This is a genomic window from Chryseobacterium proteolyticum, from assembly GCF_046591535.1.
GTDB lineage: Bacteria > Bacteroidota > Bacteroidia > Flavobacteriales > Weeksellaceae > Chryseobacterium > Chryseobacterium proteolyticum.
On the sequence record NZ_JBJLWK010000001.1, the window covers coordinates 1212213 to 1235720 of the forward strand.

General features: G+C 35.9%; 24 protein-coding genes and 1 pseudogene. 21 read left to right on the top strand and 4 right to left on the bottom strand.

Features of this window, described 5'->3' with window-relative positions:
• Nucleotides 1-77: 77 nt before the first annotated feature.
• From ACJ5H0_RS05710 to ACJ5H0_RS05735, 6 genes are all read left to right on the top strand, one after another.
• Nucleotides 78-674: a Crp/Fnr family transcriptional regulator gene (locus ACJ5H0_RS05710; RefSeq protein WP_411247961.1), complete on the top strand. Its 597-nt coding sequence runs from the start codon at nt 78-80 to the stop codon at nt 672-674.
• Between the two features lie 1015 nt (nt 675-1689).
• On the top strand, nt 1690-2313 hold the full coding sequence (locus tag ACJ5H0_RS05715) for a hypothetical protein (RefSeq protein WP_411247963.1): 624 nt from the start codon (nt 1690-1692) through the stop codon (nt 2311-2313).
• A gap of 330 nt (nt 2314-2643) precedes the next feature.
• Nucleotides 2644-3354: a hypothetical protein gene (locus ACJ5H0_RS05720; protein WP_411247965.1), complete on the top strand. Its 711-nt coding sequence runs from the start codon at nt 2644-2646 to the stop codon at nt 3352-3354.
• A gap of 260 nt (nt 3355-3614) precedes the next feature.
• Nucleotides 3615-4322: a hypothetical protein gene (locus ACJ5H0_RS05725; protein WP_411247967.1), complete on the top strand. Its 708-nt coding sequence runs from the start codon at nt 3615-3617 to the stop codon at nt 4320-4322.
• Nucleotides 4323-4515: 193 nt separating this feature from the next.
• A complete protein-coding gene (locus ACJ5H0_RS05730) occupies nt 4516-4824 on the top strand; it encodes a hypothetical protein (RefSeq protein WP_411247969.1) in 309 nt (102 codons plus the stop codon).
• Nucleotides 4805-4987 carry a hypothetical protein gene (locus tag ACJ5H0_RS05735; RefSeq protein WP_411247971.1) on the top strand — a complete coding sequence of 61 codons (183 nt, stop codon included), beginning with the start codon at nt 4805-4807 and terminating at the stop codon, nt 4985-4987. Before ACJ5H0_RS05730 ends, ACJ5H0_RS05735 begins: the two co-directional genes overlap by 20 nt.
• An 875-nt stretch (nt 4988-5862) precedes the next feature.
• Here ACJ5H0_RS05735 and ACJ5H0_RS05740 read toward each other — a convergent pair.
• The 3 genes from ACJ5H0_RS05740 to ACJ5H0_RS05750 form a co-directional block, all read right to left on the bottom strand.
• The gene (locus ACJ5H0_RS05740; RefSeq protein ID WP_411247973.1) at nt 5863-7029 is read right to left on the bottom strand and encodes a serine hydrolase domain-containing protein; all 1167 of its coding nucleotides are present in this window, start codon (nt 7027-7029) and stop codon (nt 5863-5865) included.
• Nucleotides 7030-7063: 34 nt separating this feature from the next.
• A complete protein-coding gene (locus tag ACJ5H0_RS05745; RefSeq protein ID WP_411247975.1) occupies nt 7064-7291 on the bottom strand; it encodes a hypothetical protein in 228 nt (75 codons plus the stop codon).
• 153 nt (nt 7292-7444) lie between these two features.
• Complete coding sequence (locus ACJ5H0_RS05750; protein ID WP_411247977.1) at nt 7445-8110, bottom strand: Crp/Fnr family transcriptional regulator; 666 nt, start codon at nt 8108-8110, stop codon at nt 7445-7447.
• 262 nt (nt 8111-8372) lie between these two features.
• Here ACJ5H0_RS05750 and ACJ5H0_RS05755 point away from each other — a divergent pair, with 262 nt between their 5' ends.
• From ACJ5H0_RS05755 to ACJ5H0_RS05825, 15 genes and pseudogenes are all read left to right on the top strand, one after another.
• Entirely contained in the window at nt 8373-8846 is a 474-nt protein-coding gene (locus ACJ5H0_RS05755) for a Dps family protein (protein WP_411247979.1), read from the top strand.
• Between the two features lie 54 nt (nt 8847-8900).
• On the top strand, nt 8901-9596 hold the full coding sequence (locus ACJ5H0_RS05760; protein WP_411247981.1) for a LytR/AlgR family response regulator transcription factor: 696 nt from the start codon (nt 8901-8903) through the stop codon (nt 9594-9596).
• Nucleotides 9597-9702: 106 nt separating this feature from the next.
• On the top strand, nt 9703-11910 hold the full coding sequence (locus tag ACJ5H0_RS05765; RefSeq protein ID WP_411247983.1) for an ATP-binding protein: 2208 nt from the start codon (nt 9703-9705) through the stop codon (nt 11908-11910).
• Between the two features lie 12 nt (nt 11911-11922).
• Nucleotides 11923-12981, top strand: coding sequence for an NADH:flavin oxidoreductase/NADH oxidase (locus ACJ5H0_RS05770; RefSeq protein WP_411247985.1), 1059 nt, complete (start codon nt 11923-11925; stop codon nt 12979-12981).
• Nucleotides 12982-13004: 23 nt separating this feature from the next.
• Nucleotides 13005-13556, top strand: a complete 552-nt coding sequence (locus ACJ5H0_RS05775) for an antibiotic biosynthesis monooxygenase (protein WP_411247987.1) — start codon at nt 13005-13007, stop codon at nt 13554-13556.
• 203 nt (nt 13557-13759) lie between these two features.
• A complete protein-coding gene (locus ACJ5H0_RS05780) occupies nt 13760-14317 on the top strand; it encodes a hypothetical protein (protein ID WP_411247989.1) in 558 nt (185 codons plus the stop codon).
• A gap of 235 nt (nt 14318-14552) precedes the next feature.
• Nucleotides 14553-15491 (top strand): annotated as a pseudogene (locus ACJ5H0_RS05785) (cupin domain-containing protein); the annotation flags it as partial.
• 5 nt (nt 15492-15496) lie between these two features.
• Nucleotides 15497-16189, top strand: coding sequence for a YoaK family protein (locus ACJ5H0_RS05790; protein ID WP_411247991.1), 693 nt, complete (start codon nt 15497-15499; stop codon nt 16187-16189).
• 4 nt (nt 16190-16193) lie between these two features.
• Nucleotides 16194-16655, top strand: a complete 462-nt coding sequence (locus ACJ5H0_RS05795) for a redoxin domain-containing protein (protein ID WP_411247993.1) — start codon at nt 16194-16196, stop codon at nt 16653-16655.
• 2 nt (nt 16656-16657) lie between these two features.
• Nucleotides 16658-17176 (top strand): DsbA family protein, encoded by a 519-nt coding sequence (locus tag ACJ5H0_RS05800; protein ID WP_411247994.1) that lies wholly within the window; start codon nt 16658-16660, stop codon nt 17174-17176.
• A gap of 50 nt (nt 17177-17226) precedes the next feature.
• Nucleotides 17227-18048, top strand: coding sequence for an alpha/beta fold hydrolase (locus ACJ5H0_RS05805; RefSeq protein ID WP_411247996.1), 822 nt, complete (start codon nt 17227-17229; stop codon nt 18046-18048).
• Nucleotides 18049-18460: 412 nt separating this feature from the next.
• Nucleotides 18461-18577 (top strand): hypothetical protein, encoded by a 117-nt coding sequence (locus tag ACJ5H0_RS05810; protein WP_411247998.1) that lies wholly within the window; start codon nt 18461-18463, stop codon nt 18575-18577.
• Nucleotides 18578-18587: 10 nt separating this feature from the next.
• Complete coding sequence (locus ACJ5H0_RS05815) at nt 18588-19043, top strand: Crp/Fnr family transcriptional regulator (RefSeq protein ID WP_411248077.1); 456 nt, start codon at nt 18588-18590, stop codon at nt 19041-19043.
• A gap of 536 nt (nt 19044-19579) precedes the next feature.
• Nucleotides 19580-20527, top strand: coding sequence for a terpene synthase family protein (locus tag ACJ5H0_RS05820; protein ID WP_411248000.1), 948 nt, complete (start codon nt 19580-19582; stop codon nt 20525-20527).
• Between the two features lie 475 nt (nt 20528-21002).
• Nucleotides 21003-21608: a DUF6705 family protein gene (locus ACJ5H0_RS05825; protein ID WP_411248002.1), complete on the top strand. Its 606-nt coding sequence runs from the start codon at nt 21003-21005 to the stop codon at nt 21606-21608.
• A 711-nt stretch (nt 21609-22319) separates the two neighbouring features.
• Here ACJ5H0_RS05825 and ACJ5H0_RS05830 read toward each other — a convergent pair.
• Nucleotides 22320-23294 carry an SDR family oxidoreductase gene (locus ACJ5H0_RS05830; RefSeq protein ID WP_411248004.1) on the bottom strand — a complete coding sequence of 325 codons (975 nt, stop codon included), beginning with the start codon at nt 23292-23294 and terminating at the stop codon, nt 22320-22322.
• Nucleotides 23295-23508 lie beyond the last annotated feature (214 nt).

Consider the following 23508-nt stretch of genomic DNA (forward strand, 5'->3'; position numbering starts at 1 on the left):
TATAAAAGCGGCTTATAATTTGATGGGAAGTTAATTGATCATTTTCTAAAAACATTATTAACCAAAACAGTACTATTATGATAATAGGTGAAGAATTATTAATTAAGCATGGAGCGGTTAATAAATATTTTGCCCCTGGCGAAATAATTTTCCGCGAAGACTCTACTCCAAACCAATATTTTCAGATTGTTACAGGTGTTGTGGAGATATTTAATTTCCATCAAAATGGAAGAGAATTTACACATAACATTTTGTATGACGGACAAAGCATTGGGGAATCTTTATTATTTACTGAAAAGCCTTATCCAATGAGTGCAATTGCTAAAACGGACTGTAACATATTGTGTCTAGGGCGAAATGAATTTACAAATTTAGCTGCTCAAAACTTTGATGTAATGCAAAATCTCATGCGATGCATGTCTGAAAGGCTTTATCATAAATACATAATGCTCTTCAATATGTCAAGTATTGAGCCATCAGTAAAGATCAAAACTATTTTAGATTATATCAAAGATTACAATTTGAGGAACATATCTGAAGCATTTGAAGTGCCATTTACAAGGCAACAAATAGCAAATCTAACAGGTATGGCCGTAGAAACTGTAATCCGTACAATCAAAAAAATGGAGTCTGATAATATTTTAACAATTGAAAAGGGAAAGATACTTTACTGATCTAATATAATAACGAGAACACATTAAGAAAATAAATACTTTGGAGTCCTTCAAATGAAGGGCTTCTTTTCAATAAAAAATATGCAGCTGAAGATATAAGATACAAACTTGACCAAATATTCACATTCTTAAGTAAATTTACAATAGCTAAGTAATAAAACAGTTTATGATCAAAATCATAAAAACACTTATTCATATTTACTAAATTAGAATTAGTTTTTTAACTAAATCCATTAGGTTTGATAGCTTCTCTTACAGGGAAGCTTTTTCGTGAAACTTTTAAAATTATTTTAATACTGGATAAGAGTCTTTCATTTGAAGGGCTCTTTTTTTTAATGAATAATCCCAACTTTAGCGGGAATATTAGAAAAGCTTTTAATTGATTATCTTATGAGGATCTCCAAAATACCTTTTTGGTGATGAACAGAAAATATGATATTCTTTTTAAAGAATATCAACCTAATTAAGTGTCAGTTTTTAATACTCATCATGTTATGTTAAGCACAGCTATAAGGAGGGCTTGGCCCTGTACACCTCTCATTGATACAGCATGCACCTTTAAACATGAAAGTCCTGCCGGACCGCATGGTTCTTCCCCGCCGCCACTAATTCGTTTCAGTTCTTATCTATATACTTTTTTTTTAACGGTTCATGATTTATAGTTCTATGATTAAAGTATAATTAATACTTATTAAAACATTTTTTCTTTTCCCAGATTTCTTCTTCAATTATTTTTTCTTACAGCGTTATTAGATTTATACTCAGCCTCAACAGCATAAACTCTGATGTTTCTGTCTCCAAAACAATATTTTGAATTTTTAAAAAAAAAAAATATAACACGCCGACTTCTGTCGCCACTCACACCTACTTTTGTATTAGTAATTAAATGATAAGAATTTTAGGTGTTTATTTTTATATGGCCAATAAAAATATACAAAAAATTTTGATTATGTAAACCCCAATTCCGGGGATTATACAGCAAAAATTACAATTAACAATTTTAAAAAAAAAAATCATGGCAGAATTAACAAGACAACAAAAAGAAGCAATTGCTTGGGCTGATGTAGTAGCAGGATTAATGACAGCAGAGACGGGGTTTGTAAGCCTTTTCATAGCTGCAGCTGCTTCAATGGCATACTACAAAGATAAAGTAGCTAATGAAGGTTGGAAAGCTATTGTTACTGAAGAACCTATTCTTCCAAGCAACAGTAATAATTATGGTATTTTACATAATCTTACATGTGAAAAGTACTTAACAGACGGATATGATCAGGTTACTTATAACGAGGTTCTTATTACTGCGGTTAAAGTAAGGCCTGATCTGGCTGGTGAAATTTACGCAATTGCAGAGGATTATTTCCAGGAGAAAGTAGAAATGGCGGTGAATAAAAATTTGGTATCTGTAGATGATAAATTAAATGCAATACTCGATACTGTTCCATTGAATACTTCTGATACAGATAAAATATATCAACTGTTAACCGTTATTGATAATACTAACAATGATGACGATTGGCAAACAAATGTGCAAAACCTTATACAGGTCGTGCCGAGTTTTAACTTAAATGATCAGGATAAAAATGTTGTAACTAATTCATTTGAAATACTTAAACACAGTTATCGATTATGGAGTAAATAGTTTGTCACAGAATCAACTTATTGATCTTATTATTACAGCTCTTTTAAGGGCTGTAATTTTTATTTATATAAACATTTAATAAGTTGGGTACATACTTAAGATCATTTTGCTAGCCTCCCTATTGAATGTGATAAGTCTCCTAAATGAACATTTTAACTTTTAACTATTTATGATTATTTACTCCTGTTATATTTTGTAAGAGTTCAATTAATAACACTTATCTATAAAAGGAAAACATTTACTGATCAAAGTACTACACTTATTAATTTATCATCACCATCCTATGATTTATTGCATAAATTAGGAGTCTTAACCAAAAACAATAATAACATGAGAAAATTCTTCTATTCCACTGTAGTGGTTCTTTCCTTCTTCCTTATGGCGTCATGCGAAAACGATAATATATCAGGCACCAGTAGTAATCAACCTGACAAGGTTGAACAAAGAGCTGAGGCAAAAAAAGGTGAAATTAGTTTAAAAGTTAGTGAGCAGGGATTTCTTATTTTTGATAATGAAGAAAGCGTAAATGTCTATATTGATTTCTTACAAAACAATGATATGGATGCAATTAAAGATGTTTTCACAACTTATAATTTTAACCCTTTAAATATCAATGATTTTGATAAGGATCAAGATCCGCAGTTTTATACTTTTAATAATAATGGCTTGGTTCAGATAGGAAATAGCGTATTTAAGTTATCTGACGATCGTTTATATTTAACTTCAATTAGTCGAAGCCAGCTCTCTATTGATAATTATAACTTACTGGTGTCTGGCGGGTTTAATCAGCAATTAATGAATATGTTTTCTCTTTTTAAAGATCGTAGCGGGGTTAGCTACAACATCATTGATATTGCAGATGCTACTCCATCAGGTATTAATGAACAAAATGATCCGCCTTCTAGTACTGCAGCAAAGTTTTGGGGCAGGAAAGAATATCCGCAACCTTGTAATCCGGCCACGGGCCAGCAATGGGTAAACGTTGTAAGATATGTTTTATGGCAGGAAGTTTGGGAAACAGGTTATTTTCGCCCATGCTAATCAGGCCGTTCAATACATTTCAGAAAATATATATTATAAGGAATTTCTAAGATTAACCTCAAAAAGTGGTGTTGTCTTACTATAACAATTAAGAGAAGGTCAATTAATACAAGCCTTCTCTTATTCTATGAAGTCGACAATATCATTGTCTCCTTATTAACTCTATATGATGGTAAACATAAAAATTAAAACATCACTTTTAATATTATCATCCAGTGGCTTTTGGATAAATTTAAATTTAATATAACCAATATAATAACATGAAAAAATTCTTCTATTCCACTATAGTGATTCTTTCCTTCTTTCTTATCGTGTCGTGCGAAAACGATAATATAGCAAGCACCAGTAATCAACCTGGCAAGGTTGAACAAAGAGCTGAGGCAAAAAATAGTGAAATCAGTTTAAAAGTTAGTGAACAAGGATTTCTTATTTTTGATAATAAAGAAAGCGTAAATCTCTATATTGATTTCTTACAAAACAATGATATGGATGCAATTAAAGATGTTTTCACAACTTATAATTTTAACCCCTTAAATATCAATGATTTTGACAAGGACCAAAATCCGCAGTTTTATACTTTTAATAATAATGGCTTGGTTCAGATAGGAAATAGCGTATTTAAGTTATCTGACGATCGTTTATATTTAACTTCAATTAGTCAAAGCCAGCTCTCTATTGATAATTATAACTTACTGGTGTCTGGCGGGTTTAATCAGCAATTAATGAATATGTTTTCTCTTTTTAAAGATCGTGGCGGGGTTAGCTACAACATCATTGATATTGCAGATGCTACTCCATCGGGTATTAATGAACAAAATGATCCACCTTCTAGTACTGCAGCAAAATTTTGGGGAAAAATAGAATACCGAGGACCTTGTGAAGCCGGATCGGGTACTCGATGGGTAAGAGTTGTAACATATGTTTTATGGCAGGAAGTTTGGGAATCAGGTTATTTCGAACCTTGCTAATTTACTATACTCTTATAGTATAACCTAAGCGATTTAGTATGAATTTTTTGAGGTATTATCTTAAAAGTTTTCGATCATTTAAGTATTATCAGCTAAATTTGAAAGATCCAAGCATATACTAGTGAGCCTTTATGGCGCCCAAACAGGTCTTCACTATCCTACATGACGGAGATGGCACATTTCAGCATACCAGATGGTTACTATTAATCCATCTGGATTTTTATGGAATACAACTTTAACGTCTTCTATAGGACGGTATGATTTCTTTGACTACTCTGTAAATACAGCCCTTTTTATTTCTGATTATGAGGAAGATATTTTAAATAGCATTATCCGTTATATTGAGTGCCACACCAATCTGGACAATTTCAGCCAAAACATCATCATCTCGCATATTGAAACATTGCTAAACTATTCTGAACGCTTTTACCAACGACAATTTATAACAAGAAAAAAAAAACAATCACTAGATTTTAGCTCGTATGGAAAAGTTCCTGAATGATTATATGGTCAATAATGCAGCCAAGGATGGTATTCCTACTGTGCAATTTACTTTCGATGCTTTAGGTGTTTCGCCAGGATATCTAAGTGGGATGCTAAAGTCTATTACGGGAGAAATTACACAACAGCACATTCACAATAAATTGATTATCACTGCAAAGTAAAAACTATCTACCACAAACCTTTCCATTAGTGAAATTGCCTACGACTGAGGGTTTGAACATCCACAGGGATTTAGTAAGCTATTTAAAAACAAAACAACGGTTACACCAAAAGAATTCTGGCTGTCTTTTAATTGAGTATAGTAAGTCATCTTACCTTACTGCAAAATAAACTTTTAATTCTCCTTAATTTAGCGAACCAGACAATAAAGTGTAAAGATTGTATGTTAAAAATTACTAATTTTAAAATTATATAATAAATATTACCGAAATTTACTGTAACCCTAAAATATATTAATATGACAAATCTAAAAAAAAATTTCAAAAGCTGAACTAAAATCAATTCTTGGAGGCTCAAATTGTATCAAGATGTGCTTTATAAATGATAAATTAACATGTGTTCCATATAATTCATGTGGCGGGCCTGGACTTGAGCCTTAGAAATTTGGAAACTGTTTTTCAAGCACAGATCATTTAATGTCTGCTAAATTCAAAAGAGGGAATTTAAAAAACCCTCTTTTATTACATATTTAAAAATTTACCTCTATTTTTATGGTTTCAAGAACATTCTCAAACTAAGATTCTATTTATGGCTAAAACAAAATTCTGATTTTAAATGAGACCAATATTACTATAATCAAAAATATATTACTGTTCTCCATCACAATTCTAATTTAAATAGAAGTTGCCGGCGCTTGAACTTCTTTAATTTATCTCAATTTTGTTTTGGTAGGTGCCGCAGTTACATTATCTGATTAAAAAACTGTAAAGAGGGAATGAAAGTTCCGGATGATGTTACAGGGTTTTCTCGTTTAGATTTTATAAATGGCATTATTGCAGATGAGAAGTGATATCACTCCACACAAAATAAAAGATCACTATTTCTTGAAAGAAGGCAGAATATATTTTTCAATCAGCTCGTCACTCGGAGAATGGGAATTGTAGTTCCCTCCCGTGATTACAACTACCATATCCAGGTTCTGGAAAATGTAGATTTTCTGTCCGCCATTTCCCTGCGCACCATACGAATAATACCGCACGCCGTCTGCATCAAGATATTTATTCCACCACAGATAACCATAATTGACACCCTGCACCACCGAATGCTTTTTCAGGGACTGCTCTACCCATTCTGAAGAAATGATCTGCTTCCCATTCCAACTTCCTTTGTTTAGATAGAGTTGTCCGAACTTTGCCATTTCCCTGGGTGTCAGGTACAGCTGGCAAAATGTTTCTAAGCTTGTTTTAGTCGGTTCGAAGTTCCAGATGTAATTATCGATACCGAGTGGCTTAAACAGATATTGCTCTGCAAAGTGCTTCAATGGCTGGCCACTGGCTTTTTCTATGATTCGGCCCATAGTAATGGGATTGCCAGAGCAATACATCCCTTTTCCTCCGGCGCTGTCAATCATTGGCAGTTCTAAAGTATATTTAACCCAGTCATCCGTTTTTCCCATATCTACTTCGTTGCCTGCAGATTTCGGATTACTGACATCACAATCCAAACCGCTTTGATTGGTAAGCAAGTTTTCAATAGTTATTTTTTGCTTGGCGGCTAAGTCATTGGCAATGGTATACTCGGGGAAATAGTCAAGGATATGCGCCTCTTTGCTTTTAATATATTTTTCATCGATAGCAATACCGGTAAGGGCGGACACAAAGCTTTTTGTTGCAGAACGGAGTTCGTGAAGTTTATTGCGGTTGTATTCATAAAAATACTCTTCAAAAAACAATTCGCCATGCTTCATGATAAGCACACTGTGTACATTAGGATACTGACCATCAATAATCTTCTTCATCATTTCATCAAGCAAAGCATTATTTAACCCGGAGTCTTTCACATTTCCTGTTGCAATGCCGTCCGCGATAGTTTCAGGCTGATGATAGATATAGCCGGCATTTTGATTGGTTTGTATTCTTGGATACCACATTTCCTTCGGAAATACCAGTTTATCATCGAGAAGCTTAAAAGAATCCTTACCCGTTTTATAGCCCGCAATTTTATTCCTACTATCTCTGAAAAACCGAACCTCGTTATTATTCATATCGAGAAACAAGTCTTTTCCAACAGGAGTAAGCCTATATCTGCTCTCGTTGATAATAGCATACAAAAAAAAGATCCTGAGGTGATGCAGCAATCTTGAGCGTCGAATGGGACACATATTCATAGAGGCCATCATATCCTTTCAGCTCTTTATAAGGAATATTGTATTTCCTATTGATAGCAGCAAGCGGAATATTACCTTCCTGTGCCGGTAAAATACCGGGAATAGTCAACAGGATGCTTAATAACAGTATGTTTTTCATTCTAAACATAATAATGAATTGTAGCAAAGAAATATCTTATAAAAATAAGCTAATTTTAAATGCTTCACAACCAGCCCATAACAATTTTATCATCCTATACAGCTTAGGAACTGGCTTAAGGTAGCCTTGCTTTTTGAAGGAAGCATTTAAAAACTAGTCAACATTAAATGATGGTTCATTTGTATTTTTCATGTCTATTATCTCAATAGCCGTTTTGTGCTGAAATATTCTGCCTTCATTAACGAGCTTTTTAAGAACGCGGCTTACCACTTCTCTGGATGTTCCCAATGCTAATGCAATATGCTTATGGGTAATTTTTACAGGATTATATCCGGTGACCAAAGCACGATGACTTATATAATTAAGCACCCTGATATCTAGCTTATGAAAAACAGCATCATTAACCATGTTCATCAACGCAGTAAAACGCCCATCGTATTCATTGTAGAAAAAATTATTTATCCTTGGAAAACTATCCATCAGCTTATATAGGCTCGAAACAGGAATCAGCAGTGCTTTGGATGATTCTTCGGCATAAGCATATACAGAACTTATACGGTTTTTAAAAATGGAAGCAAAAGTCATTATACAGCTTTCGCCTGGCTTCATATAATAATATAAAAGTTCTCTGCCATCATTAAGGGTAAAAACTTTTACGGAACCTTTGATCAGAATGGGCACATAATGGATTCTTTGTCCCGGAATTACGATCTCTGTTTTAGATTTTATATCTGTGATCATACTGCATTTTTCAAGTTCGTGGATAAATTCTGAGCCGAGAAAACCAAACTTTTCAGTAATAAACTGGTTATTTATCATAAAGTATTTTATTGCTTTATTAATTATTTTATGTTCAAAGGTGAAAAAAAGAATGCAAATTTATTTTTAAAGAGATCTTAAAGTTTAATATACTGATAAGTTTTTTCTATTGCAGATATGAATGTGTCAATATTCCAGGAATTTCAAAAGCCATTTCAACGAGCCTTTCTGCCTGTTCACCGAAATTCCAAGCAGTTTTATTTCATTATTACAGACTTTTACATCAGAAAAGCAATAATGTTCAACTTAAATCTTAATTATTATGAAAACAAAAATTGGAATATCAGAAAAAAACACTGAAGCCGTTGCAGAACAATTAGCAAAATTATTAGCCGACGAAACGCTTCTTTACATAAAAACAAGAAATGCACATTGGAATGTAACCGGGGATAATTTCCATGCCAACCATATTTTCTTTGAAGAACAGTACAAACAACTGGATGAAGTGATTGACAGCGTTGCAGAAAGAATGCGTAAAATCGGACATTATGCACCGGCAACTATGAAAATCTATCTAGAACTAGCCCATTTAACGGAGTACAGTGAAAGAACAAATGATGGTTTAGGCTACATGAAAGATTTATTAAGTGATCATGAAAGCATCATTGAATTTCTCCGTGGAAATATTACTCCATTTGCCGAAACATATAAAGATTACGGCACCAGTGATTTCATTACAGGGCTGATGGAAACCCATGAAGAAATGGCATGGATGATCCGTTCCTATTTCAGATAACACAAAATAAAAAAGGAATAATTATCTTTGTGTAAATCATAAAAAACTATACCTATGAAAGCCTTAATCGTGGATGATAATGATATTGCAAGAACAACATTAGCACATCTCACAAAACAGGTTCCGGATCTCTTCATTGTCAGTGAGTTCTCCAATGCTATAGAAGCCTATCATTATCTTCAATCCCATTCGGTCGATCTTATATTTCTTGATATAGAAATGCCGGAAATGACAGGGATTGAGCTCACGAAAACCCTTTCCGGTAAAGAAACCATCATCATTTTTACTACTTCGAAAAAGGAATATGCACTCGAAGCCTTTGAGCTTAATATTGCAGATTATCTTCTCAAACCCATTATGCCGGTAAGATTTCTGCAGGCTGTAAGTAAGGTACAGACGATTCTCGAAAGTAGAAAAGAAAATGTGGAAGTAACAAGAGATGAGTTTCTTTTCGTGAGAGATTCCAATATTACAAGGCGCTTAAAACTGGATGATATTTTCTATGCAGAAGCCATGGGCGATTATGTAAAATTTTACACCAAAGAAAAGATGTTTGCTATTCATGGTAAAATGAAAACTGCTGAAGAACGTCTTCCTAAAGATCATTTTATAAGAGTCCACCGTTCCTATATTGTTTCTGTGGGCAAAATTGATACTCTTCAGGACGGTGGTATTATGATCAACGGTAAATTCATTCCCGTGGCAGACGCATACAGGAAAGTACTGAATAGTAGAATGAATGTCTTTTAGCCATTACTGGTAACAGAAAATTTCATTTCGTTTTTGATCTTAATCCCTGAACATTTTGGGGTTTATCAGCCTTTACCTGTATTTTATTTAAATCAGACCTTTAATTATGAAAAATATATCTTCAGTAATGGATAACAAGCGATTCAGCTCCTTTATTATCCTGACATTTATTGCAGGCTCAATTCTGTTGGTAGCTGTTCAGCTCAATTCTGCAGGAAATACCAAGGCGTTGATTCAGAATAACAACACATTGTTGAGCGAATTACGTTCTAGCAACCATTTACGGGAGATTGACCGTGATATTCTGGGGGTGGAAAGCAGAATCAGAGCTTCCATTGCAACAAATGACACCACGCATCTCGAAGGCATTGATCAAAAAATCAGTCAGATAGAAAATTTCCTGGATTCTCTATCCAAAGACAATGTAAATACAGAGGAAGAAAAGCTGATCCATAGGTTAAGTGTTCTTGCCATGGAAAAGAAAACAACCAAAGACAAACTTCTCCACCGTTATCTGTCCGTTGGAAATATGGATGACAATACCTCCATTGCCAATCCGCGTGCAAGGAATATTTCTAATGAAATTACCAGAATCACAGCTAAAATATATGAAAGCAGAAAGCTGAATATGGTTGAACTCAGCCAGAAAAGTGAAAAAATGGGACAAAAGGCAAGATTCTATGATATTTCAATATTAATCTTACTGATTTTGAGCGGCTCTGTCGTTGGATATCACATTCTCAGACAGTTCAAACGCCAGAGGTTACTCATAAGCGAACTTGATATTGCTGAGAAAAAAGCGTTGGTAGCAGCACAGACCAAAGAAAATTTTCTTGCCAATATGAGCCACGAAATCAGAACTCCTTTAAGCGGAATTCTAGGTTTTACCAATTTGCTTCAAAAGCGTCCGCTGGATGAAATATCAGCAGAATTTGTCTCTTCAATACAACGTTCCGGGGAAAACCTGATGGCTATCATCAATGACATTCTTGATCTATCCAAAATAGAAGCAGGAATGATGCGCATTACCCCTGGAATTTTCAGTATCAACGGACTGGTTAATTCCGTAGAAACATTTTTTACAGAACGGGCCAGAGAGAAAGGACTCACCCTCTCAAGTACCATTGACACTTCCATTCCTGATACTTTGATAGGAGATGCCACCAGACTGACCCAGATTTTAGTGAACCTCATCGGAAACGCTATAAAATTTACCCATCAGGGAAATATCTTTATTGAAATCTACAGTAAACAGCAGACGAAGAAAGAAGCTGTTCTCGGATTTAAAATTTCGGATACGGGAATCGGAATTGACAAAGAAAAGCTCACAGAAATCTTCGAAAGATTCAATCAGGGAGAAGATTCAACGACAAGAAATTACGGAGGAACAGGATTAGGTTTATCCATTGTAAAAAGCTTAATTCTCCTGCAGAACGGAAACATTGAAGTAAGCAGTGAACCGGGGAAAGGAACTACCTTTCATTTCTACATTCCTTATGGAATTGCTGAGGAACAGCTTACTGTGCTGCCAGCCGCTGATCCGCATTATTTTAAGGATAAATCCAACACACCTCTGAAAGTTCTGGTAGTTGATGATAATGTGATCAATCAAAGCCTGATGAAACATCTGCTTTCACAATGGAATATTGATTTTCATATTACATCGAACGGTCTTGGAGCTGTAAGTTATCTTAAAAGCAATGCCTGCGATCTGGTTTTAATGGATATACAGATGCCGCACATGGACGGATATGCAGCTACCCAGAAAATCCGGGAAGAACTCAGACTGGATATTCCGATCATCGCAATGACCGCCCATGCCCTGGCAGGCGAAAGAGAAAGATGCCTGAGCCGTGGGATGAACGAATATATTTCCAAGCCTGTCAATGAAGAAGAGCTGTTTATGCTGATTTCGAAGTTCGGGTCTAAAGAAAAGAATAAAAACGAAAAGAAAACCGAAAATCCATCATCTGACTATCAGTATATTGATCTCTCTTATATGCAGACGGTGAGCGGCGGCGACAAAAGTTTCGAAAAAATGGTCACGCAACAGTTTATTCAGAACATTCCCAATCATCTACAGAAACTGATAGTGGCTTACGAAAACAAATATTTTCAGGAGGCTAAACTGTGGGCTCACGATCTGAAATCCAGTATTGCCATTATGGGATTACATCCTCTTTTAAAAGAAAAACTCGATATTCTTGAAACAACATCAGAAGAAAACCCTGATCTGCAAAAAATACTGGCGGAAGTACAGAAAGTTCTGTCAGAAGCGGTTTCCGAAGCTGAAGCATTTTCAAAAACAATTTAAAAAAAAGAAAAAATGAATTTATTTTCACCCATACACATTCGCAATCTTACCCTAAAGAACAGAATTGTATTATCTCCAATGCAGCAATACAGTGCTAAAAACGGAATTCCCGGCAGCTGGCACCTTGTCCACCTCGGAAGCAGGGCTGTTGGCGGCGCAGGATTGATTCTCACCGAATGTACAGCCGTTTCAGAAGAAGGTCTGGCTACATTATCTGATGTAGGAATCTGGAATGATGAACAGAAAAATGCATGGAAAAACATTGTGAATTTTGTGCATGAGCAGGATGCTAAAATAGGAATTCAACTCTGGCACGCAGGAGGGAAAGGAAGCCTGAAACATCCCAATGAAAGAATGAAACCCCTCGCTCCGGAAGAAGGTGCCTGGACGGTAAAATCATCCTCTGCCCACGAGTTTAACGGCGTTTTTGCGGAAGAGCTCACGGTTGATGAGATACAGAAACTGAAGACGAAATTTGTTAAAGCAGCCCTTCGTGCCATTGAAGCAGGTTTTGATACCATCGAACTTCATGCAGGCCACGGTTATTTATTTCATCAGTTTTATTCCGCAGTAATCAATAAAAGACAGGATGAATATGGCGGAAGTTTTGAAAACAGGATCCGTTTTCTTGTAGAAACCGTTCAGGAAATCAGGAAAGTTATTCCTGCTGAAATGCCTCTTTTTGTAAGAGTTTCTGCGGTTGACTATATAGAATCGAATGAAGCATGGACTTTGGAAGACAGTATCAGACTTTCGGAAATCCTTAAAGAAAACGGTGTAGATTTCATTACAGCATCCGGCGGAGGATTTACCAATGTAAACAAGAATAAAGTGTTTCCCGGATATCAGGTTCCTTTTGCAAAAGCCATTAAAGAACAGACCGGAGTTCTGACAGGAGCTGTCGGAATGATTACGGAACCGGAACAGGCCAATGATATTATTGCGAACGGAGATGCCGATCTGGTAATCATTGCCCGTGAACATCTGAGAGATCCTTATTTTACCATCCATTCTGCTAAAGCATTAGGTGCTGAAACAGAAATTCCGTGGCAGTATAAAAGAGCTTATTAAATTAACAAATAAAAAAATCAGTTATGGAAAATCAAGGTGCCTCCGTAGTGATTACCCATCATATTCTGGATGGAAAACAATCACAGTATGAAAAATGGCTGGACGAAATTGTGCCTGTCACCAAACATTCTGAAGGCTTTATTGATCTGCAGATTATTCGTCCGATTCCTGATCTGACTTTTGTATACACCGTCATTATCCGTTTTGATACAATTAACCATCTTAAAAAATGGATGCAATCAGAGGACCGGAAACAACTCATTGAGAAAGCCAGTCCGCTGTTCAGAAAAAATGACCACTACCAGATCAGATCCGGACTGGATTTTCTTTTTACTCCAGAAAATGAAGGCAATAAGGTTCCGGTACGCTGGAAACAGTTTCTGGCAACTTGGTCAGCTATTTACCCGCTGTCTGTACTTATTCCTGCTTTAATAATTCCTGTTTTAAGGTATTTAAATATTCCAGCCAATCATTATTCTGACGGATTTATCAATTCCGGAATTATTGTTTTTCTGATGGTATTTGCCGTGATGCCCAATTATACCAGACTGATCAAAAAATGGCTGTATCAATAGCCCCATTTAAAAATTATCCATATCAATCACTGTAACCCACAGTGATTTTTTTTGTTTTCAGGAACGTTCGCCCTGTTACCATTTGAACATCACCAGTTTATTCAACGACACTTTCCGCCTGTTTACCGAACAGCAGGCAAAATTAAAATGACCTGGTTGTAGCTTTACATCATCAATAAGATAAACAATCAAAATCAATTATTATGGAAATCTTACAAACTCCCGAAAATGCCTTATCGCATTCAAGTGTAAACGCCATCATCAATGCACCCATTGAAAAAGTGAATATCGCAGACTGGCTGCTTTATCTGCCGGACGCGGAATACCAACGCTGCTCTACCCAGCATATCGGAGCTGCTATTTCAGTTACTTTTGACGGTAAGCCAGTGTCTTTAAATGTAGAAACGATCGGAGATGCACTGATGGTTCAGCATTATGTTGCAGATGTTCACCGTCCCGATTACTGCCGCATGCTTTCGATTTCTGATTCAATTACCAAAAACGGACGTACAAAAGTTCAGGTTCTATGGGAACTGCAAGTGACAAAGATTGACGAAAACACCTGTCTTTACACCAATGAAATTCATGCGACAGCTACTCCAGAAATGTTTGAATATATGAAAGAACACGGGGTCAACCTTGCAGATGCTGCCGCATCCAGACAGGCTGCTTCTGACGCCCACAATCATGAAGAAACACCAAACTTTGCAAAAAGTATTGAAAATAAAGCACTGACAGGGCAATACAACCAGCCTTTTTAAAAAGTGGCAACCCATCTGTACTCTCAACGATTCATTTTGCCTTTTCACCGAATGACGCCAAGAAAAAGTAAAATTCAGGAGTAGCTTTACAATAGCAAAAAAGAATTAATCACAAAAAATAATACTATGAATCCTGCATCATTAAGTTTCAGATACGAATTAGAAAAAAAAAGAACCGCGTACCAATGACGGCGGCACAACAAGAGGTGCTTCTGTAAAAGAATTCCCTGCTTCTGTAGGTATTGCCGGTGTTTCCATGAGATTGCAGCCCGGAAGCATGAGAGAGCTTCACTGGCATGCCAATGCTGCAGAATGGGCGTATGTGATTTCAGGAACGGTGCGTACCACAATTATCCATCCGGACGGACGAAGTTATACCGATAATTTTGAACCCGGCGACATTTGGTATTTTCCAAAAGGTTACGGACACTCCATCCAGGCTACAGGAACAGAGGAATGTCATTTTATCCTGATTTTTGACAATGGTAATTTTTCGGAAGACCATACCTTCAGCGTTACAGATTTTGTTTCAAGCATGCCCCCTGAAATTGTTGCACAGAATTTAGGGCTGAGCCTTGAAGAAGTAGCAGAACTTCCTCAGAAAGAGGTTTATTTTGCAGCAGGAGTTGTTCCGGATGAACTCTCTGTGAATGCCACAGCCCGTCCTGAGGAATCAGACATTGAACTGATAAGCCTTCACCGCTATCCTCTGCATTCCCAGCAGCCAAGAATCATTCCCGGCGGCGGTCTCCAAAGATTGGTTACAAGTAAAGAATTTCCGATCAGTACCACAATGGCAGGTTCTGTTCTAGAGCTGCAACCTGGAGCTTTAAGAGAAATGCACTGGCATCCGAATGCGGATGAGTGGCAGTATTTTATATCCGGACAGGCAGAAATGTCGGTATTTCTGGCAGAAGGAGTTTCTGTTACAGAACAGTTCAATGCCGGTGATGTAGGCTATGTCCCTATGGGAGCCGGACATTATATCAAAAATACCGGAGATACCGTCTGTAAAGTCTTAATCGGATTTAATAGCGGCACCTACGAATCCATTGATATCAGCGAATGGCTGGAAGGAAACCCGAAAGATGTGGTCATCACCAATTTCGGACTCAAAGAAGGGGAAATAGAGAAGTTTCCACAAAAGAAAATATTCATCAAACCTGTAAAATAACTCCTGTGCTTCCGGAAACAAAAATCCTGCTTCCTGACAAGACCGTCAGAACACAAGAGAAACTGGCAGTATTCCTTGCTTTTATCGCAGGATATACAGATGCTTCAGGACTGATACAATGGAAAACCTACGTTTCTTTTATGAGCGGCAATACAACCCAGTTAGGTGCAGCAGTTTTCAGTGAAAAATATGGTGTTATCATCAGTTCTGTTATGGTAATCAGCTTTTTTCTGGCGGGGATTTATACAGGAACGCGTCTATCATTATCAAAGAAGTTCAGAAGCACAAAGATGATCTTGTACACAGTTTCCGGAATCATGGTCCTTTACAGTATCACTAATTATTACGAGCATATTGCCAATGAAGTGTCTATAGCTGTTATCGGTTTCTCAATGGGTCTTATGAACACCATTGTCACTTCGGTAGGTAACCAAAAGATCAACACCGATTTTGTGACAGGAACTTTAAGCAGCCTGGCAAGAACAGCTGCTCTTTTTGTAATGAGTGATAAGGCAGAGGAGCGGAAGGAATACAAAATAAATATCTTTCATTTGTTATTCTTATGGATGGGCTTTCTCTCTGGTGCTTCAGCAGCTCCTTTCCTGCTCTTTTATTCAGGAAACTGGACACTGATCTTTCCGGCAGCCTTACTGCTCATCTGTGCATTCACAATACCAATTCCAACATTTAAAAACTAATCCTATGCTACAAAAAAATACGGTTGCCCCTGATTTTACATTATTTGCAACCCCGGATCAAAAGATTACCTTATCCGAATTCAGAGGACGAAACGTTATCCTTGCATTTTACCCGGCAGACTGGAGTCCTGTGTGCAGTGACCAGATGGCATTGTACAACGAAATGCTGAAGTATTTCAAAAAATATGATGCGGAAATTTTCGGAATTTCTGTAGACAGCAAATGGTGCCATCTGGCATTTTCACAATCCAGAAGCCTGCACTTTCCACTGCTTTCAGACTTTGAAGCCAAAGGAGAAACAGCCAGGAAATATGGTGTTTACAACAACGAAGAAGGAGAATGCAACAGAGCCCTTTTTGTCATCAATAAAGACGGTCTCATCGAATGGAGCTATCTCTCTCCCACCGCCATCAATCCTGGGGCAGACGGAATTTTAGAAGCATTAGAAAACCTTAATACGAAATAATTATGTCACTTAAACCATCAGTCAGCAATGCTGACCACACTCAAGGCAACACAGATGCCAGCTTAGTTATTGTAGAATACGGGGATTATCAGTGTCCTTATTGCGGAGCAGCCTATCCGGTTCTTAAAGAGTTAATGAAAGAATTCGGAGATCAGATCAGATTTGTATTCAGAAATTTTCCGCTGTCAGAAATGCATCAGTATGCAAGAACGGCAGCACTGGCGGCAGAAGCGGCAGCTTTGCAGGGAAAATTCTGGGAAATGCATGATGCCATTTATGAAAATCAGGAATTTCTTAATGACGGTCTCCCTTTAAAACTTGCAGAAAAACTGGGATTAAATATTCCCCAATTCAAAGCCGATATTCATAAGCAGGAATTAGCAGAAAAGGTAGATACCGACTTTGAAAGTGGTATCATCAGCGGCGTGAACGGAACTCCTTCTTTTTTCATCAACGGAAATAAATTCAACGGCGGTGCCGAAGATCTTTTTCAGCTGGTACGTGAAAATACAGCCAATTAATCAGAAAAATATGTAAACAAAATCAATTCATAACATTAAAAATAAACAACATGAGCACATTAGCATTAAAAGACGGAACAGAAATTTTTTACAAAGATCAGGGAGAAGGACCTGTACTGATGTTTCACCACGGATGGCCTTTATCTTCTGACGATTGGGATGCACAGGTGATCTTTTTCCTTAAGAAAGGCTACAGAGTGGTTACCCATGACAGAAGAGGCCACGGACGCTCCAGCCAGAATATCTACAATCACACTATTGAACAATATGCTTCTGATGCCGCTGAATTAGTCGAATTCTTAGACCTGAAAGATGTTGTCCACATCGGACATTCAACAGGTGGTGGTGAAGTAATCCGTTATGTTAACAAATATTCGAATGGAAGAGCTAAAAAAGCGGTTCTGATAAGCGCCATTCCTCCGGTAATGGTACAAAGTGAAAATAATCCTGACGGTGTTCCGATGTCAGTTTTTGATGATATCAGAGAACAGACGATGAACAACAGAAACCAGTTTTATTATGACCTGACTTTCCCTTTCTATGGGTACAACAGAGAAGGAGCGAAAGTAAAAGACGGAGTGCAGAGAAACTGGTGGAGACAGGGATTGATGGGAGGAATTGTTGCCCACTACGATGGTATTAAAGCCTTTTCAGAAACAGATTTAACGGAAGATTTAAAAGCTGTGGATATTCCTGTTTTGGTGATGCATGGTGAGGATGACCAAATCGTTCCTATTGCCAATGCGGCATTAAAATCAATTAAATTACTAAAGAACGGAAAACTGATCACATATCCGGGGTTCCCTCACGGAATGCCGACTACAGAGCATCAAACCATCAATAAAGATCTTTTGGAATTTATCAGATCTTAATAGAAATCTTTTCTAAATATATTGAAGATGAACCTTTAAGTTCATCTTTTTTATTTCAACATTCAACTATAAAAGTTCAGTACTATCAAGATTTTTCTTTCCATAAAACTTATAGTTAAAAAAAACAAGTGGTAAAGTTTTACAGGATACTAAAAACCTGTCCGAAGACAGGCTAAAGAAACATCAATGTTTTGTCGAAAACATATACATTGACTTATGAATTTACAATAATTTCTAAAATTCACCAAAAATGTTAAGTACCACTCGACAAACAAAAATGGGTTATAATTTGATAATAGATATTGAATTAATCTTTATCAAAAACATTTTTATAACCACATAAGATTAGAATTATGATAATTAGTGAAGATTTAAGTATGGTGCAGATTACAAACATTTTGCACCAGGGGAAATGATTTTTCGCGAAGGCTATGAGCCAAGCTATTATTTTCAGATTGTTACCGGTACGGTGGAATTATTTAATATCCACGAAAAACGGAAAAGAATTCACTCACAACATTTTAAATGACGGACAAAGCATAGGAGAATCTTTATTATTTACCGATAGGTCTTATACTATGAGCGCGGTTGCTAAAACAGATTGTAAAATATTATCCCTTGCGCGAACCGAATTTACTAGTCTGGCAAGCCAAAGTTATGATGTAATGCAAAATTTAATGCAATGCATGTCCGAAAGACTCTACTATAAATATTTGATGCTATTCAACTTATCGGGTATTGAATCATCAACAAAGATTAAAACCATTTTAGATTACCTCAAAGATTACAACTTAAGAAATGTAGCTGGCTCTTTTGAAGTACCATTCACAAGACAACAGATCGCGAATTTAACTGGTATGGCAGTAGAAACAGTTATACGAACCGTCAAAAAAATGGAGGAAAATCACATCTTAAAATCGAAAAGGGTAAGATACTTTACTAACTATGACTACGATCATAAAAAATCAAATCTAAGCGCGCGGCATTTGAAATGATATGCTTTAGAATAAATTTTGTTATTTGGTAGCAACTTCCTCAACTGGGGAAGTTTTTAATGAAAATCCCCAACCGAAGTTGAGGATAAAAAAATACAAATGCTATTTGTTAAAAAAATTACATCGTTTATAAAATTACAACTAATTACCATAAAATCTACCATTAAAATAATTCAACATAGTAATTTTGAGTATTATTTTTCAAGTAAAGATCTTATCAAATTTGAACGCTTCACACACTCCTGAAAACTTTTACATAGAAACTTTTATATTATTTTAATACTGGATAGAGTCTTTCTATGAAGGACTCCTTTTGTTTTTGAATAATCTGTATCAGGGACACTAAAACGACTACCATTTAACACAAAATTTCACTTCGCCCAATTACAGTGACTCTTACAATAGATGTTAATATTAGCTGTTGAAAAAAATTATTAACTAAAAAAATATTTAATTTTATACAAATCATAATGACAATATGAGATTGCAATACGACTCGCTTATTTAAAAACAAAAACCATAAATCTTACACCAACATGAATATACCACTATTTCAATGCAACCTTCCTACAATGACTAATCCCCAATTAAATATACTGGTAAGTCATATGAAGAATTTTTTTAAGGAAGGTTTTTTCGATGTAATGACTGAAAACACACAACTTTATGGAGATTATATAGCTGTTGGAGCCCAGTATACTGCCTATATTTATCCATTAGGCAATATTGAGAAAATTAAATCTATTTGTAGTTATTATAGTGTGTGGGCATTAATTGATGACCAGTTTTTCGATAATTCTGTTGATCTAGTAGACATTTTTGCGAAAATTAAAGATTTCAAAGGAGCACTGAACGAAGAGACAGATATTGATAAATTGTTTTTTCCTATTGCCAATTTTTGTTCAGAAGTTTGCTGGTCAAAAGAGTCAAAGGAGATTTTTAAACTCGAATCAAATAAATATCTGGATGAAGTATTGTTTCAGCGTACAATAGAAGTGGAAAGACAGCAGGTTTCTCTTGAAGAATATATGGAATGCAGGGCTTACGATGTAGCAATGCCGGTAATGTATGCCTTATTGTGGCATCTGCACGATGACCTGCCAACATCGTCTTACTATAGCGGGGCTTTTACAAAGGCTTTTAAAATTTCAGGATATACAATAGGACTCCTTCTTGACTTGTATTCCTACAAGGCTAAAAAGAAGGAAATTAAAGAGTACGCACATGTAGTAAAAATTATTCAAAGGTCAGAAAATTGTGATGAACAGTCCGCGATAGATAGAGCGGTCGCTTTATTCTATCGATATTCACAGGAACTGGAAAAAGAGTTCAACCGACTAGAAGAAGATTTTCCTACTGAAGTTCGATATTTTAGATATGTGCAATCTGGTTCCATAAGGTATTGTAATGAAAACAGGAAAATCAGATATCTAAAAGAAAACGAAGCTGATGAAAATTTAACTAAAGGACGATCGATATTATGAGTTATCATGAACTTAATAGGTATGCGTGAAGAAACCTTTCTTCATACATCCTGTCAAAATGATCACTAAGTTTAATCAATCTTTCTCTATCGAAGTATTAATATATGTTAGAAACATAACCTCACTACTATGACCAATTGCTTCCATCAATAATTGAGTTGGTAGCTTTCCATAAAAAAATTTGAGGCAAAATTGCGTGTGACATTAATGGAACAGGAACATGGAAAGAGTTTGGCCGGGTACTATTGATGCAGATAAGTTAAAAGGATGGGATAGCTGGTATAAAGATTCATATGAAAGACTAATTGACACAAATTCCCTCACTCAAGAAAATGTCGAAAGAGTATTTTCACAATTTTTGAAATATAGATGGATTACAAGTTTATAAAGTAAGTGAAACGTCATCTGAAAAAATTGACTATGATTCAAATAATAAAACAACAAGAACAGAATGTCCCCAATAAAAAGAAATAGAATGAAAAATTTACTTATCATATTGTCAGCCTTGATTTTTAGCAATGTTTCAGCACAACGTGATCATGGTCCTGTTACAGATACTTGCCCATCTTCTAATGAAGTTCCTTTAAGAACTTTTACTGAGGTTCCCGAAGATGCCTGTTATTATCTCAAAGATACTAATAATGAGCTTCCTGCATATGAAGGAACTTGGAAAGGGACTTGGAACAACAGAACTATTCTTATAACATTCAAAAAAGTAACAAAAAATTACAATACTACTTTGAAATATTTTAAGGATTACCTAATTGCAAAATTTATAGTAAAAGATAATAATGGTACAGTTCTTTTTGACAATATTAATCTTGTTGATTATAATGCCAAAATTTATGGTAGTGGATTTAGAAAAATTGATAATAAATATTCATTAATTTATATTGATCCAGATTTGTGTGATATAACAGGAAGTGTAAGAATAAATTTCACTGATGCATCTAAAACAAAATTGGAATGGAAGTACTTTCAAGATCCAGATTTGGTAGAAACTTCATGCTTTTATCATGGTCTTCCTGAGTCTCAGAGACCTGATCCATTACCAAAAAATGTTGTACTAATAAAGCAATAGTCAGTATGAAATCTAAACTATTAATTGCAGTAATTCTATTTGTAAATTCATTATTTTACTGTCAAACAATTTAAAGCATAAAGTTATAGAAACAATTATTATGAAAGTTTAAAGGATTTTAAAGAAAATTATATCACTTGCTTTTCTATTCAAAGTGAGCGTAACTTACTTCAGTATCTTTCGTTGCAAAAAAAATAAAATAAGAAAGGATTAGACTTCATTGTAACATTTTCGGAATGGACATAATTGCAAATTAAGAAAAATTCTAACGTATCAATATTGGAGGAGCAAGAAATTAATTATTTATTTTTAACAATTATTTTTTACCATTATGAAGAAAAAAACATCCATTAAAACACAATACCTTGCACCTAGCGAATATAAGGTTTACAGAAAACTTGAGGACTTTAAAGAAAATTACTTTATTGACTATTCAAGACTTAGTGATAGAATAACATGTCCATCATAAACAAGCATTGAGCCCGAGACCAGATACATAAAACAATGGTCTGGGATAAACTGCTCCGTACCGGGAGAAGCACTCATGTAACAGGAAGCAATACTTGATTCTTTCATATGATAAATGTAATAATTATTGCTTTACCAGTTGCTGCGTAAAAATAATTTTTCAACATGCATGCCAGCTGGAATTTATTATTTCTTATTTTTTTATCAGACCTAGCTCTAACATTGAATTTGCTGTAGCCATTACTACTTCTTCACTAGAGCGGGGTGACCACTTAAGTAACTGCTTCGCTTTATCCCCACTCGTTTCTGCATATTTACCCGTAATGATGGATTGAATATCGCAGCTGTTCTGACGAACCAATTGGGCAGCTCTCTGGTAGGAACCTTCGCTGCCGTCTCCCCTAGATTTTTTTTCAATATGTTAGCAACATCCAGCATTGACAAAGCATTACCGGTGGTAGCCAAAAATCTTTCGCCGTTGGCATTCGGATGTGTCATAGCAAGGAGATGGAGATCAGCAACATCACGTACATCCACATGGCAGCAGTATACTTTTGGACATGCTCCGATCTCTCCTTCCAGCATCTTCTTCACTACCTGATTGGAATGGGAATAATCTGTACCGAGAACCGGCCCCATTACGGCCACAGGATTAACCGTTGAAAGCTCAAGACCGGCTCCCTCATTACTGATAAACTCCCACGCCGTTTTTTCTGCAATTGTTTTTGATTTTTGATAAGGATGAAGATTGGCCTTAAGATTTGACCAGTCTTTTTCAGTATAAGGTGTTGTACGATTTATATTTCCCATCCCTACTGCTCCGTAAGCAGATGTAAGAACTACTCTCTTAACACGGGCTGCCCTCGCAGCTCTCAAAACCCTTAGCACACCTTCTTTTGCAGGGACGATCATTTCGTCTTCGTGCTTATAATTAACAATGGGGGTTGGAGATGCTATATGCAGAACATAGGTGCACCCCTGCACAGCCTTATCCCAATTGTTATCTTTTGATAGATCAGCCTCCATAAAGGAGAGGTCTTCAAATGCGTCTATTCCTCCTTTTCTCAGCATATCTTTCACCTCATCCTGTCTGTTAAGAGAACGAAGTGTTGTTCTTACCTTATACCCTTGTTCAAGTAATTTTATGATACAGTGATCAGCAATGAAACCGGAGCCGCCCGTTACAAGGACTGCTGTTTTACCATTTAAATCTTTCATTTTCTTTGAATTTATACTGCAAAGATCGTCTGAAAGCAATGGCATGTTTTGTTGGAAAGTCCAAGTTTATTGTGCCAGAAAGTCCAAGTTGATATCATCAATTGCTTCCACCCGATTTTTAAGATCTATTCTGGCTGAATAATTACAAAGTGTACAAATTTAAACTCATTTTTTATATTGGTGCGTATACGTCGTATCGCCTCAGTAATATTCA